The 15,144-nt window shown below is 66.1% G+C and carries 12 protein-coding genes; 6 read left to right on the plus strand and 6 right to left on the minus strand.

Translation table 11 applies throughout. The annotated features are described in order from the left end of the window. The first annotated feature begins 5 nt into the window (after window positions 1–5). The 4 genes from BLT71_RS10950 (at window position 6) to BLT71_RS10965 (ending at window position 2,989) form a co-directional block, all read left to right on the plus strand. Window positions 6–1,232, plus strand: a complete 1,227-nt coding sequence (locus tag BLT71_RS10950; RefSeq protein ID WP_091720093.1) for a phosphoglycerate kinase — start codon at window positions 6–8, stop codon at window positions 1,230–1,232. Window positions 1,233–1,332: 100 nt separating this feature from the next. Continuing rightward, window positions 1,333–2,148, plus strand: coding sequence for a triose-phosphate isomerase (gene tpiA, locus BLT71_RS10955; RefSeq protein ID WP_091720095.1), 816 nt, complete (start codon window positions 1,333–1,335; stop codon window positions 2,146–2,148). A 50-nt stretch (window positions 2,149–2,198) separates the two neighbouring features. Continuing rightward, window positions 2,199–2,456, plus strand: coding sequence for a preprotein translocase subunit SecG (gene secG / locus BLT71_RS10960; protein ID WP_015937027.1), 258 nt, complete (start codon window positions 2,199–2,201; stop codon window positions 2,454–2,456). 137 nt (window positions 2,457–2,593) lie between these two features. Continuing rightward, window positions 2,594–2,989, plus strand: a complete 396-nt coding sequence (locus BLT71_RS10965) for an RNA polymerase-binding protein RbpA (RefSeq protein ID WP_091720098.1) — start codon at window positions 2,594–2,596, stop codon at window positions 2,987–2,989. Here the strand turns inward: BLT71_RS10965 and pgl are convergent. Genes pgl through tkt form a run of 6 tightly spaced genes read right to left on the minus strand, consistent with a single transcriptional unit; the run spans window position 2,942 to window position 11,170 of the window. Next, window positions 2,942–3,760, minus strand: coding sequence for a 6-phosphogluconolactonase (gene pgl, locus BLT71_RS10970; protein ID WP_091720101.1), 819 nt, complete (start codon window positions 3,758–3,760; stop codon window positions 2,942–2,944). The two genes, BLT71_RS10965 and pgl, sit on opposite strands and share 48 nt — an antisense overlap. Then, on the minus strand, window positions 3,750–4,691 hold the full coding sequence (locus BLT71_RS10975) for a glucose-6-phosphate dehydrogenase assembly protein OpcA (RefSeq protein ID WP_015937030.1): 942 nt from the start codon (window positions 4,689–4,691) through the stop codon (window positions 3,750–3,752). Before BLT71_RS10975 ends, pgl begins: the two co-directional genes overlap by 11 nt. Then, complete coding sequence (gene zwf / locus BLT71_RS10980) at window positions 4,688–6,259, minus strand: glucose-6-phosphate dehydrogenase (protein ID WP_056078980.1); 1,572 nt, start codon at window positions 6,257–6,259, stop codon at window positions 4,688–4,690. Before zwf ends, BLT71_RS10975 begins: the two co-directional genes overlap by 4 nt. A gap of 14 nt (window positions 6,260–6,273) precedes the next feature. After that, a complete protein-coding gene (locus BLT71_RS10985) occupies window positions 6,274–7,905 on the minus strand; it encodes a glucose-6-phosphate isomerase (RefSeq protein ID WP_091720113.1) in 1,632 nt (543 codons plus the stop codon). Window positions 7,906–7,911: 6 nt separating this feature from the next. Continuing rightward, the gene (gene tal, locus BLT71_RS10990; RefSeq protein WP_091720114.1) at window positions 7,912–9,027 is read right to left on the minus strand and encodes a transaldolase; all 1,116 of its coding nucleotides are present in this window, start codon (window positions 9,025–9,027) and stop codon (window positions 7,912–7,914) included. A gap of 25 nt (window positions 9,028–9,052) precedes the next feature. Further along, window positions 9,053–11,170 (minus strand): transketolase, encoded by a 2,118-nt coding sequence (tkt, locus tag BLT71_RS10995; protein WP_091720116.1) that lies wholly within the window; start codon window positions 11,168–11,170, stop codon window positions 9,053–9,055. A 439-nt stretch (window positions 11,171–11,609) separates the two neighbouring features. On the opposite strand from tkt, the gene BLT71_RS11000 reads away from it, so the two are divergent. Together BLT71_RS11000 and BLT71_RS11005 are read left to right on the plus strand one after the other, a co-directional pair. Continuing rightward, the gene (locus BLT71_RS11000) at window positions 11,610–12,569 is read left to right on the plus strand and encodes a heme o synthase (RefSeq protein ID WP_056078992.1); all 960 of its coding nucleotides are present in this window, start codon (window positions 11,610–11,612) and stop codon (window positions 12,567–12,569) included. 205 nt (window positions 12,570–12,774) lie between these two features. Continuing rightward, on the plus strand, window positions 12,775–15,084 hold the full coding sequence (locus BLT71_RS11005; RefSeq protein WP_091720118.1) for a SulP family inorganic anion transporter: 2,310 nt from the start codon (window positions 12,775–12,777) through the stop codon (window positions 15,082–15,084). Window positions 15,085–15,144: the final 60 nt, after the last annotated feature.

Raw genomic sequence — 15,144 nt, forward strand, 5'->3', positions numbered from 1 at the left:
GACGCATGACATCCCACACCCTCAACGAACTGATCGCTGAAGGTGTCCGCGGGCGGTACATTCTGGTCCGAAGCGACCTGAATGTGCCGCTCGACGGCTCTACAGTCACTGACGACGGCCGCATCAAGGCCTCCCTCCCAGTGCTGGCAAAGCTCACGGACGCCGGTGCCCGCGTGCTGGTAACAGCCCACCTCGGACGCCCGAAGGGCGCCCCCGAGGATAAGTACTCCCTCCGCCCCGCCGTGAACCGCCTCGCGGAACTGGCGGGCTTCAAGGTCACCCTCGCCGCCGACACCGTCGGTGACTCTGCCAGGGAAGCAGCAGCTTCCCTGCAGGACGGCGAAGCCCTGGTCCTGGAGAACGTCCGCTTCGACGCCCGCGAAACCAGCAAGGACGACGCCGAGCGCGGCGCCTTCGCTGACGAGCTCGTGGCGCTGACCGGCGGGAACGGCGCGTACGTGGATGACGCCTTCGGTGCTGTCCACCGCAAGCACGCAAGCGTCTACGACGTCGCGTCCCGGCTGCCGTCCTACCAGGGCGACCTGGTGCACACCGAGGTGGAGGTCCTGCGCAAGCTCACGGCCGACACCCAGCGTCCCTACGTGGTGGTCCTGGGCGGATCGAAGGTCTCGGACAAGCTCGCCGTGATCGATAACCTGCTCGGCAAGGCAGACACCATCCTGGTGGGCGGCGGCATGCTGTTCACGTTCCTCGCTGCGGCGGGGCACAAGGTGGCCGCCAGCCTGCTCGAACAGGACCAGATCGGCGTTGTCCAGGACTACCTGAAGCGCGCTTCGGATGCCGGCACCGAGTTCGTGATTCCCACGGACGTTGTGGTGGCGGAGAAGTTCGCTGCCGACGCCGCGCACGAAACGGTTGCCGCGGACGCCATCGAGGGCAGCAGCTTCGGTGCCAACGGCATCGGGCTGGACATCGGTCCCGACTCGGCAGCTGCTTTCGCGGACCGGATCAAGGGCGCACGGACGGTGTTCTGGAACGGACCCATGGGAGTCTTCGAATTCGAAGCCTTCTCCGCCGGAACCCGTGCCATCGCCCAGGCCCTGACCGAAACGGAAGCGTTCACCGTGGTGGGCGGCGGCGACTCCGCTGCCGCTGTTCGCACCCTCGGCTTCGCCGACGACCAGTTCGGGCACATTTCCACCGGCGGTGGCGCCAGCCTGGAGTACCTTGAGGGCAAGGAACTCCCGGGCCTGAGCATTCTGGACCGGTAGAACCAACCGCCGGGAGCAGCAACGCTCCTGTCCTTCGGCCGGCAGGTTGCCCGCGGCAGCCTGCCGGCCGCACACTTTACAAGACCATTTTGGAGAACACGTGACAACGTCTACGAACGGCGCCTTCGACCGTAAGCCCTTCATCGCCGGCAACTGGAAGATGAACATGGACCACGTGCAGGGCATCACCCTCCTGCAGAAGCTGGCCTGGACACTCTCGGACGCCAAGCACGACTACAGCCGCGTCGAGGTTGCAGTATTCCCGCCCTTCACGGACCTCCGCGGTGTCCAGACCCTGGTCCAGGGCGACGACCTGGATGTGGCCTACGGCGGCCAGGACCTCTCCCAGTTCGACTCCGGCGCTTACACCGGTGACATCTCCGGGCAGTTCCTGAGCAAGCTGGGCTGCAAGTACGTGCTGGTGGGCCACAGCGAACGCCGTACCATCCACAACGAGTCGGACGACGTCCTGAACGCCAAGACCAAGGCCGCCTTCAAGCACGGCGTCACCCCTGTCCTCTGCGTCGGTGAGGGCTTGGAGATCCGCCAGGCCGGCACGCACGTCAACCACACCCTGGACCAGCTTCGCGCCGGCGTGGCAGGCCTGACCGACGAGCAGGCGGCAGAGCTCGTGGTTGCCTACGAACCCGTATGGGCCATCGGAACGGGCGAGGTTGCCGGACCGGAGGACGCGCAGGAGATGTGCGCCGCCATCCGGGCCGAGCTGGAGAAACTGTTCGGCGCGGACGTTGCTGCCAAGACCCGGCTGCTCTACGGCGGCTCGGTCAAGGCCAACAACGCGGCAGCCATCCTGAAGGAGCGCGACGTTGACGGCGTGCTTGTGGGTGGCGCCAGCCTGGACCCGGCTGAGTTTGCTAATATTGTCAGGTTCGAGAGTCACCTGGTGACGGACTAGTCCGTCCCGGCGCACGCACTCCCGCCCCACTAACTTCCTGAAAGGCCGTCGTGGACGTTCTTCATGTCATCCTGCAGATCCTCCTGGGCATCACCAGCCTCCTGCTGACGCTGCTCATCCTCCTTCACAAAGGACGTGGCGGCGGGCTGTCGGATATGTTCGGCGGCGGCATGAGCTCAGGACTCAGCTCATCCGGTGTGGCTGAGCGCAACCTCAACAGGTTCACCATCATCCTCGGCGTGACCTGGGGAATCGTCATCATCGCCCTGGGCCTGATCATGCGGTTCAGCGGCGCCGGGGACTCCTGACCCCTAACTTCAAACACTGGCATGCCGCTGGGCCCTCCCGCCCCGCGCGCCTGCGAACTAAACTGTGGCTGTCGGCTTCCGACAGCCACAGTTTTGTTTTAACCGGCAGAACCAGTCATCCCGAGGCAGGAGTTCCAATGGTCCATCCAGTGTCAGGTTTCCGCGGTACGCGGGCTGGGGTGACAGCGGGGACGGGCTCAAGCCTCCAAGGCGGCGCCGACCACGGCAGCCCGCTGCCCAGGATCCGGGTTTCGTACTGGTGTGCAAAGGGGCACGTCACGGAGCCTGTTTTCCTGCAGCTCCCTGACGTCCAGATCCCGGCCGTCTGGGACTGCCGGCGCTGCGGAGCGCTGGCATCCAGGGACGGTTCCGAGGCCGCCGGCACGGAGGCCCTCGACGACGGCTACAAAACGCACCTCGAGTACGTTAAAGAGCGGCGCTCCGACCAGGACGCCGAAGACGTGCTGGCCGGAGCGCTGGAACGGTTACGCGCCCGCGGCGTCCTTCCGGACGAGCTGCTGCGGGACCCGTGAGGCCGCATTCTCGTCGATGAGCCACAAGGTCCGGGACGTTCCCCGCGGCCCCGCCGCGGGGACCTGGACCGGGGTGGCCCCTGCGAGGGCCAGGCCAACGGCACCGGCCTTATCCTCGCCGGCCACCACCATCCAGACCTCAGCGGCAGTGTTGATAGCCGGCAGCGTCAGCGAAATCCTCTGCGGCGGCGGCTTTGGGGAATTGCGCACCCCCACCACCGTGCGTTCCTTCTCGCGGATGCCGGCCTGTTCGGGGAAGAGCGACGCAACGTGCGCGTCGGGACCCACACCCAGCAGGACGACATCAAGCCGGGGAAGGACCCCGGGCTCTTCCGGACGGTCGTCGGACATGTCGGCGGCATGTTCGGCGGCTGCCGCTTCACGGAGCCGACGCGCATAATCATCAGCCGCCTCTTCAGGCGTTTCGAAGTCGTCCGAGGAACCGGGTTCGTGGATGCGCTCCGGATCCACGGGAATGTGCTTCAGCAGGGCGTCGTGCGCCTGCCTGGTGTTCCGGTCGCCGTCGGCAGATCCCACGAACCGCTCGTCGCCCCACCAGAAATTCACCTTTGACCAGTCGACGGCCGGAGCCGCCGGAGAGTCTGCAACAGCCTTCAGCGTGCCGATGCCCACCGTGCCGCCGGTCAGGACAACGGTGGCCTCACCGTGTTTGTCCTGGACATCGACGAGCTTGGTGATCAGGCGTGCCGCGATGGCAGCCATCAGCACGGACGAATCGGGATGAATGCTTACTCTTGGGTCAACGCTCACTGGGCCGGACGCTCCTTAGGTTTGTACGTGGCAGTCCAATAGTAATCACTTCGCCGAACACCTCATCCGGGTCGAGCCGGCGCAGTTCTTCGGCGAGGCAGTCACGGAGGCTGCGGCGCGGGAGGGAGATCCGCTGGGCAGGCTGACCGGGCTGGGTGAGTTCCGCCACCGAGAGCCCGGGTCGGAACAGCTGGACGTCACCGCCGGGCCGGGTGAGCCGGACCCGGCGGATGCCGGTTCCTGCCGGATCCGCCACGATGGTGACGGGGGCGTCCAGGGTGAGGGTCAGCCAGGCAGCCAGCAGGATGGTGCTGGGCGAGTCCGAGGCACCTTCCACAGCCACAGCCGTGACGGGGGAGGAATCCGCTTCGTCAAGAGCCGCAGCGAGCTGGATGCGCCAGTTGGTCAGCCTCGTCCAGGCGAGGTCGGTGTCACCGGCTTTGTAGGTGCCATGGATCCGTTCGAGGGCCGCCTGGGGATCGGGTTCGTTCGCGGAGTCCGTGATCCGTCGGTGCGCGATCGCGCCGATGGAGGTTTCGCAGGCATTCTCCGGAGCACCGTGCGGCCACCAGGCCACAATCGGCGCGTCCGGGAGCAGCAGCGCCGCGACGAGCGACTCGCTTTCGTGGGCGAGCTGGCCGTAGCCGCGCAGCACGATCACCTCCGAGGCGCCGGCGTCGCCGCCAACCCGGATCTGGGCGTCCAACCGGTCACCAGCGTCCTTTCCGGCGTCGGCGAGGACAATGATCCGGCAGGGGTGTTCCCGGCTGGCGTCGTTTGCAGCCTCAATAGCTTCCTCTTCGAGGCCGGACTTCGTCACTACCACGAGGGTCAGGACCCGGCCCAGGGCGATAACGCCGCCCTGTTCCCGCAGGGCCATGAGTTTCTTGGACACCTTCGAGGTGGTGGTGTCCGGCAAATCGACAATCATGGCCTTCTCCAGGTTCGTCCGTCACGGGCCAGCAGCTCATCAGCCGAGGCAGGGCCCCAGGAACCCGGGGCGTAGGGTTCGGGCTGTTCGTCCAGCTGCGCCCAGTATTCCTCGAACGGGTCAAGGATCTTCCAGGACAGTTCCACTTCCTCATGCCGGGGGAACAGCGGCGGTTCACCCAGGAGCACGTCCAGGATCAGGCGCTCGTACGCCTCGGGCGAGGACTCGGTAAACGAGTGGCCGTAGCCGAAGTCCATCGTCACATCCCGGACTTCCATCTGGGTGCCCGGGACCTTCGAACCGAACCGGATGGTGACGCCCTCATCAGGCTGGACGCGGATGACCACCGCGTTCTGCCCGAAGTCGTCCTCACCGTGGTCACGGAACAGCAGGTTGGGGGCGCGCTTGAAGACCACGGCAATCTCCGTGACCCTCCTGCCCAGGCGTTTGCCGGCACGCAGGTAGAACGGGACTCCTGACCAGCGGCGCGTGTGGATGTCCACCCGCACCGCGGCGTAGGTCTCCGTGGTGGAGTCCGCGGGGATCCCCTCTTCCTCCAGGTAGCCCTGGACCTGCTCGCCGCCCTGCCAGCCGCCGGAGAACTGCCCCCGCGCAGAATGCGTGGACAGGTCCTCCGGGAGCTTGACCGCTGCCAGGACCTTTTCCTTCTCCGCGCGCAGGTCATCGGCGTTGAAGGAAATGGGCTCCTCCATCGCGGTCAGCGCCAGCAGCTGGAGCAGGTGGTTCTGGATGACGTCGCGGGCTGCACCCACGCCGTCGTAGTACCCGGCACGGCCACCGGTACCAATGTCCTCCGCCATGGTGATCTGAACGTGGTCCACATAGTTCGCGTTCCACAGCGGCTCGAACAGCTGGTTGGCGAAACGCAGCGCCAGGATGTTCTGGACCGTTTCCTTACCCAGGTAATGGTCGATCCGGAACACCGCATCCGGCGGGAAAACCGATTCGACAATGTCGTTCAGCTGCCGCGCGGACTGGAGGTCGTGGCCGAACGGCTTCTCGATGACCACGCGCCGCCACTTGTCGCCGTCGGCCTGTGCCAACCCATGCTTGGACAGCTGCCGGCAGACCTGTTCAAAGGCCTTCGGCGGGATCGACAGATAGAACGCGTGGTTCCCGCGGGTGCCGCGGACATCATCGAGTTCCTTGATGGTCTCGCCGAGCCGCTCAAACGCAGCGTCGTCGTCGAATTCACCCTGGACGAACCGGATGCCCTCGGAGAGCTGGTTCCAGACCGCCTCATCGAACGGGGTCCGTGCGTGGGCCTGGACGGAGGCCTTCACCTCAGCGGCAAAGTCTTCCTTGTCCCACTCACGGCGGGCGAACCCGACCAGCGCGAAACTCGGCGGCAGCAGCCCCCGGTTGGCGAGGTCGTACACAGCCGGCATCAGCTTCTTCCGGGCGAGGTCGCCGGTAACCCCGAAGAGCACCAGCGACGACGGACCGGCAATCCGGTTCAACCGGCGGTCACGCGGATCCCGCAGGGGATTCCGGCCGGACTTTCCGGAACGTGTTCCGGAAGTCCTGCCGTATTCAGTTTCTGGCATGTTGCTTGTGCGCCTTAGCTTTCGGTAGCGGATGCCCGGGCAGACAGTGCAGAAACGATGTCCTGCAGCTGTGCCACGCCGGCGGCTCGGTTGGTCAGGTGCAGCCGGAGCACGGGGCGGCCGTGCTCCTCGAGGACCTGGGCATCACCGGCGGCCTGGGCGGAAATCAGTTCGCCGAAGGTGAAGGGACGCTCGGGGATGGCGAGGTCCTCTGTGGACTCGGCCGTCACCTGGAGGAACACGCCGATGGCGGGGCCGCCCTTGTGGAACTGCCCGGTCGAGTGCAGGAACCGGGGACCCCACCCAAACGTCACGGGGCGTCCCGTCACCGCCGCGAACTCGTCGCGGACGCCTTCAAGCTGCGCGAACGCCAGCCGGTCGAAGTAGGCCTGGACGCTGAGGTAGCTGTCCGGCTGGAGGGTGTCCAGCAGTGCGCTGACAGCTTCTGCGGCCGTTGATGCGCCGCCAAGCCATTCCCCGCCGCGGACTTCGATGGAACCATCGACGAACGCTGCGGGAGTGGGTTCGGGCTGCGCGTCCAGCAGGCCGCGGGCCGCAACCTTGGCGGCTTCCACGTCAGGCTGGTCGAACGGATTGATGCCCAGGAGCCTGCCTGCCACTGCGGTGGCGAACTCCCAGACCATCATCTGGGCGGCGAGGCCGCCGGCGATGGCAACTTCGTTTTCACCAAGTTCGACGTCGGCATCCGCGGCCACGAGGCGGACCACGAGGACATCCTTCGCGCCGGAGTTGACCTCGGGGGAGTCGGGACCTGCCACAACGGGCAGCACTCCGGTGCCGAGCTTGCCGGTGGATTCGGCGATGAGCTGCTCAGCCCAGTCGGCGAAGCCCACGATGCCGGACCCGTCTTCGGCGATGACGATCTTGTTGCGCAGCGGGCTGGTACCGCCCAGTGCGGTGCCGAGGGCCAGACCGATGTTCTCGGGGGCGTCGTCGTTCAGGACCTCTGCAGCTTCGTCAGCCTCGTCCAGGAACGCCTGGATGTCCACGCCGGCCAGGCCGGAAGGCACCAGGCCAAACGCGGTCAGTGCAGAGAAGCGGCCGCCAACGTTGGGGTCGGCGTTGAATACGGCGCGGTAGCCGGCTTCACGGGAGGCCTTGTCCAGGGGCGAACCGGGATCGGTGACGATGATGATCCGGCTGTTGGCGTCGATGCCGGCGTCGTTGAACGCCTTCTCGAAGACGCGCCGCTGGGAGTCGGTTTCAACGGTGGAACCCGACTTGGAGGAGACCACGATGGCGGTCTCGGCCAGACGGTCCGCCAGGGCAGCACGGACCTGGTCAGGGTCTGTGCTGTCCAGCACAGTCAGCTCGACGCCGGCGGTGCCGGCGATGACCTCGGGGGCCAGCGAGGATCCGCCCATGCCGCACAGGGCAATACGGGTGACTCCCTCGGCCCGGAGGGCGTCGCGCAGTTCCAGGATGTCCTTCACCAGCGGCTGGGAGACCGTTGCAGCCTCGACCCAGCCGAGGCGGATTGCGGACTCCGGCTCAGCGTCGGGACCCCAGAGGGTATGGTCCTTCGCAAAGATCCGGCTGGCAATCCTGTCCTCGACGAGGGCGGGAAGGTGCTGTTCGAGTGCCTGCTGCGCGGCACCGGTGGCTTCGTAGCTGAGTGTGCTCATGGGTGGTTAGGAGGCCTTCCGTGCAGAGGCGAGGGCGCCTTCGACATCGGCCAGCAGTTCCTTCCAGCTGGCCACGAACTTATCGAGGCCCTCGGATTCCAGGAGGGCAACGACTTCGTTGTAGGAGACGCCGAGCTTTTCGAGCGCATCCAGGGTGGCGTTGGCGTCGGCGTAGGTGCCGGAAACGGTGTCACCCGTGACCACGCCGTGATCGAAGGTGGCGTCCAGGGTCTTTTCCGGCATGGTGTTCACGACGCCGGGAGCAACCAGTTCGGTCACGTAGAGGGTGTCCGGGTAGGCCGGGTCCTTCACGCCGGTGGAGGCCCACAGCGGACGCTGGGGGAGCGCGCCGGCTTCGGCGAGGAGCGCCCAGCGTTCGGTGGCGAAGAGTTCCTCGTACACCTGGTAGGCGAGGCGGGCGTTGGCCAGGCCGGCCTTGCCCTTGAGGGCCTTGGCTTCGTCCGTACCGATCTTGTCGAGGCGCTTGTCGATTTCGCTGTCCACGCGGGAGACGAAGAAGGATGCCACGGAGTGGATCTTCGAGAGGTCGTGCCCGTTCTCCTTCGCCTGCTCCAGGCCTGCCTGGAAGGCGTTGATGACCGCGCGGTAGCGCTCGAGGGAGAAGATGAGGGTCACGTTGACGCTGATGCCCTCTGCCAGTGTGGCGGTGATGGCTTCCAGGCCCTCGATCGTGGCCGGGATCTTGATCAGGACGTTGTCCTTGTTGACCTTCTTGTAAAGGTGCTTGGCCTCGGTGATGGTGCCGTTGGTGTCCCAGGCGAGGCGGGGGTCCACCTCGATGGAGACGCGGCCGTCAACACCCTTGGTGGCTGCCGCCACGGGGGCGAACAGGTCACAGGCGTCGGCGACGTCGGTGGTGGTGATCTCGAAGATCGTCTCCTCCACGCTGGCGCCGGCTGCTGCCTTGGCAGCGATGGTGGCGTCGTAGTCCGTGCCGGCGGTGATCGCGGCGTGGAAGATGGACGGGTTGGTGGTTACGCCAACCACGTTCTTTTCTTCGATGAGCTTGCGGAGGGTGCCGGTGTCGAGGCGTCCGCGGGACAGGTCATCGAGCCAGATGGAAACTCCGGCTTCGGAGAGCTGCTGGGTGGGAGTAGTCATGGTGGTTATCTCCTGGAAATCGTTGTTAGGCGTTCAGGCCTGCGAGGGAATCCTTGGCTGCGGCGGCGACTGCCTCCGCGGTGATGCCGAACTCCTGGAAAAGGCGCTTGTAGTCGGCTGAAGCGCCGTAGTGCTCGAGGCTGACGGAACGGCCTGCGTCGCCGACGAATTCCTTCCAGCCGAGTGAGAGGCCGGCCTCGACGGAGACGCGGGCCTTGACCGCGGCGGGCAGCACCGATTCGCGGTAGGCGGCGTCCTGCTTGTTGAACCACTCGACGCACGGCATCGAGACGACGCGGGCGGCGACGCTTTCGGCCTGCAGGGCTTCGCGTGCCTGGACGGCCAGCTGGACCTCGGACCCGGTGGCGATCAGGATGACGTCGGCGGGGACGGTGGCGCCGTCCTTGGCTGCTTCGGCCAGGACGTAACCGCCCTTGGCGACGCCGGACGCGGCACCGAACGTGTCGCCGTCGGCTGCTCCTTCGCCGCGCTCCCAGGTGGGGATGTTCTGGCGGGTCAGGACGATGCCGGCAGGGTTGCTGTGGTTCTCCAGCATGGTCTTCCAGGCCACGGCAACCTCATTGGGATCGCCGGGACGGACTACGTCCAGGCCTACGATGGCGCGCAGCGTGGCGAGCTGCTCCACCGGCTGGTGGGTGGGGCCGTCCTCGCCCAGGCCGATGGAGTCGTGCGTCCAGACGTAGAGCGACGGAACGCCCATCAGGGCACCCAGGCGGATGGCGGGACGCTGGTAGTCGCTGAAGATCAGGAACGTGCCGGAGAACGCACGGGTGTTGCCGTGCAGGCTGATGCCGTTGACAATCGACGCGGCCGCGTGTTCGCGGATGCCGAAGTGCAGCACGCGGCCGTAGGGGTTGCCCTTCCATGCGTCAGTCTGCTTGGAAGCCGGGACGAACGACGGCGAACCCTCGATGGTGGTGTTGTTCGACTCGGCGAGGTCGGCGGAGCCGCCCCAGAGTTCGGGCATGACCGGGCCCAGCGCATTCAGGACCTTGCCGGAAGCGGCGCGGGTGGAGACGTCCTTGCCGGCCGGGAAGACCGGAAGAGCGGCGTCGATGTCCGCGGGAAGTTCGCGGGCCTCGATGCGCTGCAGCAGGGCTGAACCTTCGGGGTTGGCGGCCTGCCAGGCGTTGAAGGACTCTTCCCATTCCTTGCGGGCTTCCGCGCCACGGTCAACCACGGAGCGGGCGTGGGCCAGGACTTCCTGGTCCACGTCGAAGGACTTGGCGGGGTCGAAGCCCAGGACTTCCTTCAGGGCTGCAACTTCCTCGGCGCCCAGGGCGGAACCGTGGATCTTGCCCGTGTTCTGCTTCTTGGGAGCCGGGTAGCCGATGATGGTGCGCAGCGAAATGATGGAGGGCTTGGAGGTCTCGGACTTGGCGGCGCGCAGGGCGGAGTACAGCTCCTGGACGTCTTCCTTGTATTCGCCGGTCTTGGTCCAGTCCACCCGCTGGATGTGCCAGCCGTAGGCTTCGTAGCGCTTCAGGACATCCTCGGTGAAGGCGATGTCCGTATCGTCCTCGATGGAGATGTGGTTCTCGTCGTAGATGACCACGAGGTTGCCGAGTTCCTGGTGGCCGGCCAGCGAGGAAGCCTCGGACGTGACGCCCTCCTGCAGGTCGCCGTCGGATGCGATGACCCAGATGGTGTGGTCGAAGGGGCTGGTGCCCGGTGCGGCATCGGCGTCGAACAGGCCGCGCTGGCGGCGCTGGGAGTACGCGAAGCCAACCGAGGACGCCAGGCCCTGCCCCAGGGGACCGGTGGTGATCTCCACGCCGGCGGTGTGCTTGTACTCGGGGTGGCCGGGGGTCAGTGAACCCCAGGTCCGCAGGGCTTCCAGGTCCTTGAGTTCCAGGCCGTAGCCGGAGAGGAACAGCTGGATGTACAGGGTCAGCGAGGTGTGGCCGGGGGACAGGACGAACCGGTCACGGCCCAGCCACTGCGGATCCCGCGGATCGTGGCGCATGAGCTTCTGGAACAGCAGGTACGCGGCCGGTGCCAGGCTCATCGCCGTACCGGGGTGTCCGTTGCCCACCTTCTCCACAGCATCTGCGGCCAGGACGCGGATGGTATCCACGGCACGCTCATCCAGGCTGGTCCAGGACAGTTCTTGCTCTTCCAAATGTGGCACGAAAACCGGGCCCCTCTCTTTGCTGACGGCGCACGGCACACCCGGTCCGGTTATAGGCACGAAATGGGGCGCCCGTTGCGGTGTGTACCAGTCGCCGTCGAATGTTGGTCTCTCGTCCAGCCGCGAGGCATGTGGGAATGCGTTTTCCACCGCATTCCTGCCGCGTGCTGATCTGGTGACAGCTTAGCTCCATTCCAATCTTCGGGAGGCTGAAATCTCACGTTTTGGACGCAATTTCCCCTTTTATGAATAAGGCTGAAGTGAGGATGAGTTAATCTGCTCGAATCGGGCTGCGAGCGATCAAGTGCGCATATCAGCCGGGCTTTGGGCGGGTGGCGGCGCGGTATGATATTCGGAGGCCAATGCCGGGCGCCGGACCTTTTCAACCGCCCGCAGCTGCAATGCCAGATACAACTGCCACACAGAACGGGTGACTGCCACCGTGAGCACAACAGATACGCCGCTGAACGCTTCCCGGGCCTCCGGCCCAGGGTTTGCCCGTAAGGCCAAGGCGTATCTCGCCCTCACCAAACCGCGCGTCATTGAACTGCTGCTGGTCAGTACGCTGCCCACCATGATTTATGCAGAGCGGGGTTTCCCGTCCATCGGCCTGATCCTGGCCACACTGGTAGGTGGTGCGTTCGCCGCGGGCAGCGCCGGCGCGTTCAACTGCTACATCGACCGCGACATCGACAAACTGATGGCCCGTACCGAAAACCGGCCCCTGGTCACCGGGGAAGTCACCCCCCGCGAAGCGCTGGTTTTTTCGTGGCTGCTGGGCGCTGCGGCCATCGCCATCCTGTGGTTTGGCGCCAACCCGCTGTCGGCCTGGCTCGGGCTTGGAGCCATCTTCTTCTACGTCGTGATCTACACGATTATCCTGAAGCGGCGCACGGCCCAGAACATTGTCTGGGGCGGGGCAGCCGGCTGTTTCCCGGTGCTGATTGCCTGGGCCGCCGTCACCAACTCGGTGGAATGGCCGGCCATCATCCTCTTCATGGTGATCTTCCTCTGGACGCCGCCGCACTACTGGCCGCTGTCCATGCGTTACGGCGAGGACTACCGCAACGCCAAGGTGCCCATGCTTGGAGCCATTGCCGGCGCCAAGGTGGTGTCCGTGCAGGTGGTCCTGTACGCCTGGGCCATGGTGGCCTGTTCGCTGCTGATGGTCCCGGCCGGCGGCGCCGGGTGGGTTTACACGGTCACTGCCGTGCTGGCCGGTGCCTGGTTCCTCTATGAGTCGCACGCCCTCTACAACCGCGCCCAGCGTGAGGACATCCCGGACAAGCGGGCCATGAAGGTCTTCCACGGCTCCATCAGCTACCTCACCCTGCTGTTCATTGCCCTGGCCGTGGATCCCTTCATCGGACCTGCTGTCATCGGCGGCTAGACGCGCCCGATGTGCCGACGAACGGCCCGGACTTTCGAGTCCAGGCCGTTCGCCTTTTAAGCGCCGCTGCGAGCCGTGGCATCCCGGTCGTAGACGCAGGAACATGGGGTGACTAGTTTTGTCATATCCGTCACTTTAAGTGTCACCCGGCGTGACAACCTGCATACGGTGGACTGGATCTTTCCCGCGAAGCAAAGGAAATCCCATGACGCCCGGCCCAGCCACAACAACAGCCTCCAACCACAGTCCGCCCGGAGGGCAGCGCGGCCGAGCCAACCGCTTCCGGCCTTTCCTGTCGAACCTGGGTGCGGACGTGCCCGCCTCCCTGGTCGTGTTCCTCGTGGCGCTGCCACTGTCCCTCGGGATCGCCGCTGCCTCCGGTGCGCCGATCATGGCCGGACTCATCGCCGCAGCCGTCGGCGGCATCGTCGCCGGCAGCCTGGGCGGCGCTCCGCTGCAGGTCAGTGGGCCGGCCGCCGGCCTGACAGTAATTGTTGCCGGCCTGGTCCAGGAATTCGGCTGGCAGGCCACCTGTGCCATCACCGCCGCTGCCGGCGTCGTACAACTCCTGCTCGGCGTGAGCCGGGTGGGGAGGGCTGCACTGGCGGTCTCGCCAGTGGTGGTCAAGGCGATGCTCGCCGGCATCGGCGTGACCATCATGGTCCAGCAGATCCATGTGCTGCTCGGCTCCGGCCCGGCAGGCTCCGCCATCGAAAACCTCGCCAACCTCCCGGCGGCCATCACCAACGTCGAGATCCATGCGGCTCTGCTGGGGCTCACCGTGGTGATCATCCTGGTGGCCTGGAAGCACCTGCCCGCCGCCGTACGGAAAATCCCCGGCCCGCTGGCCGCTGTTGCTGCCGTCACCGCGTTGTCGGTGCCGCTGGCGCCGGGCGTTGAACGGATCTCCTTCTCGGGCTCGATGCTGGACGCTGTGGCCTTGCCGGCACTGCCCGAAGGAAACTGGCGGGCCATAGCCTTCGCTGTCCTCTCGATGGCGCTCATCGCCAGTATCGAATCGCTCCTGTCGGCTGTCGCCGTGGACAAGATGCACTCCGGCCCGCGGACCAACCTCAACAAGGAGCTGATGGGCCAGGGAACGGCCAACATTCTCTCCGGTGCCCTGGGCGGGCTTCCGGTCACGGGCGTCATTGTCCGCAGCGCCACCAACGTGGAAGCAGGTGCCAAGTCACGGACCTCGGCCATCCTTCACGGCGTGTGGATCCTCATCTTCTCGGCACTCTTCGCCGGCATGATCCAGCTCATCCCGCTCTCGGTGCTGGCAGGTCTGCTCCTGGTCATCGGGGCCAAGCTGATCAAGGTTGCCGACATCCGAACCAGCCGGCGCACCGGTGACCTGCTGATCTACGTCGTGACCCTCTTCTGCGTCGTCTTCCTCAACCTGCTGGAGGGCGTGCTCATCGGCCTGGCACTTGCCGCGGCCAGCGTGCTGTGGCGCGTCCTGCGCGCGGCCATCCGCGTACACGAGCCGGTCGCGCCGTCGTCGGCCTGGCGGATCACCATCGCCGGATCGTGCAGCTTCTTCGCCCTGCCGCGCCTGAACCGCGTACTGCACTCGGTGCCCGCAGGGAACGCGGTGGTGGTTGAACTCAACGCCGATTACGTGGACCACGCCTTCCGTGAATCCCTGGTGGCCTGGCGCGACCAGTACCTGGCCGCCGGCGGCTTCGTCGAACTTGAGGAACACGGAAACACGCTGTTCCAGGACGCCGAGCACAGGGCACCGCAGCGGCAGGACGCCCGCGAGCTTCCCCTGCCGCCGCGCAACTCCCGGACCGCGGACGGCGCTGATGACTGTGACCGGCGCGGCAGTGAACGGTTGCCGGCAGTCCTGGCGGGAATCAGCAAGTACCACCGGCGCTTCGCTGACCAGGTCCGTCCCCTGGTGGAGGACCTCGCGGAGCAGCAGCATCCGGATACGCTCTTCGTGGCGTGCGTCGATTCGAGGGTCAACCCCAACCTCATCACCAGCAGCGGCCCGGGCGACCTCCTGACGCTCCGCAACATCGGTAATGTGGTGTGCCATGACGGCCAGGACGCCTCCATTGACTCGGCGTTGTCGTTCGCGGTCAAGGGCCTCGAGGTGAACACCATTGTGGTGTGCGGGCACTCGAACTGCGGTGCCATGAAGGCTGTCATCGCCGACGCCGAAGGCGCCGGGAACCCGGGACTGGGTAGCGGGTTCGACGCCTGGCTGGAGCATGCCCGTCCCAGCTACCTTGAACTGCTGGCGGACCACCCCGTGGCGCGGGCCGCTGCGGAAGCGGGCTACTGCCGCCTCGACCAGCTGGGCATGGTCAATGTGGCAGTCCAGCTCAGCAAGCTCGACAACCACCCGGTGGTTGGTCCCGCCATTGCCGCCGGGGAAGTACAGGCCACCGGGCTTTTCTACGACATCGCCACGGCCCGCGTGGTCCTGGTGACGCCGCACGGCATCGAGGCCCTGGATCCAGCCCAAGCCCTGGTACAGGCCACGGGCGCGGCAGCCGGCTGAGCGCTGACGTCAAGGCATCTTAAAACGCGAGGGCGCCCCGGTCCGGAACCGGGGCGCCCT

It is taken from the genome of Pseudarthrobacter equi, assembly GCF_900105535.1.
GTDB lineage: Bacteria > Actinomycetota > Actinomycetes > Actinomycetales > Micrococcaceae > Arthrobacter > Arthrobacter equi.

Excerpts from the sequence above, each read along its gene's own strand:
- BLT71_RS10950 (WP_091720093.1), top strand. The coding sequence starts at position 6 with ATGACATCCCACACCCTCAACGAACTGATCGCTGAAGGTGTCCGCGGG.
- BLT71_RS10965 (WP_091720098.1), top strand. The coding sequence starts at position 2,594 with ATGGTCCATCCAGTGTCAGGTTTCCGCGGTACGCGGGCTGGGGTGACA.
- BLT71_RS10975 (WP_015937030.1), bottom strand. The coding sequence starts at position 4,691 with ATGATTGTCGATTTGCCGGACACCACCACCTCGAAGGTGTCCAAGAAA.
- zwf (WP_056078980.1), bottom strand. The coding sequence starts at position 6,259 with ATGCCAGAAACTGAATACGGCAGGACTTCCGGAACACGTTCCGGAAAG.
- BLT71_RS10985 (WP_091720113.1), bottom strand. The coding sequence starts at position 7,905 with ATGAGCACACTCAGCTACGAAGCCACCGGTGCCGCGCAGCAGGCACTC.
- tal (WP_091720114.1), bottom strand. The coding sequence starts at position 9,027 with ATGACTACTCCCACCCAGCAGCTCTCCGAAGCCGGAGTTTCCATCTGG.
- BLT71_RS11005 (WP_091720118.1), top strand. The coding sequence starts at position 12,775 with ATGACGCCCGGCCCAGCCACAACAACAGCCTCCAACCACAGTCCGCCC.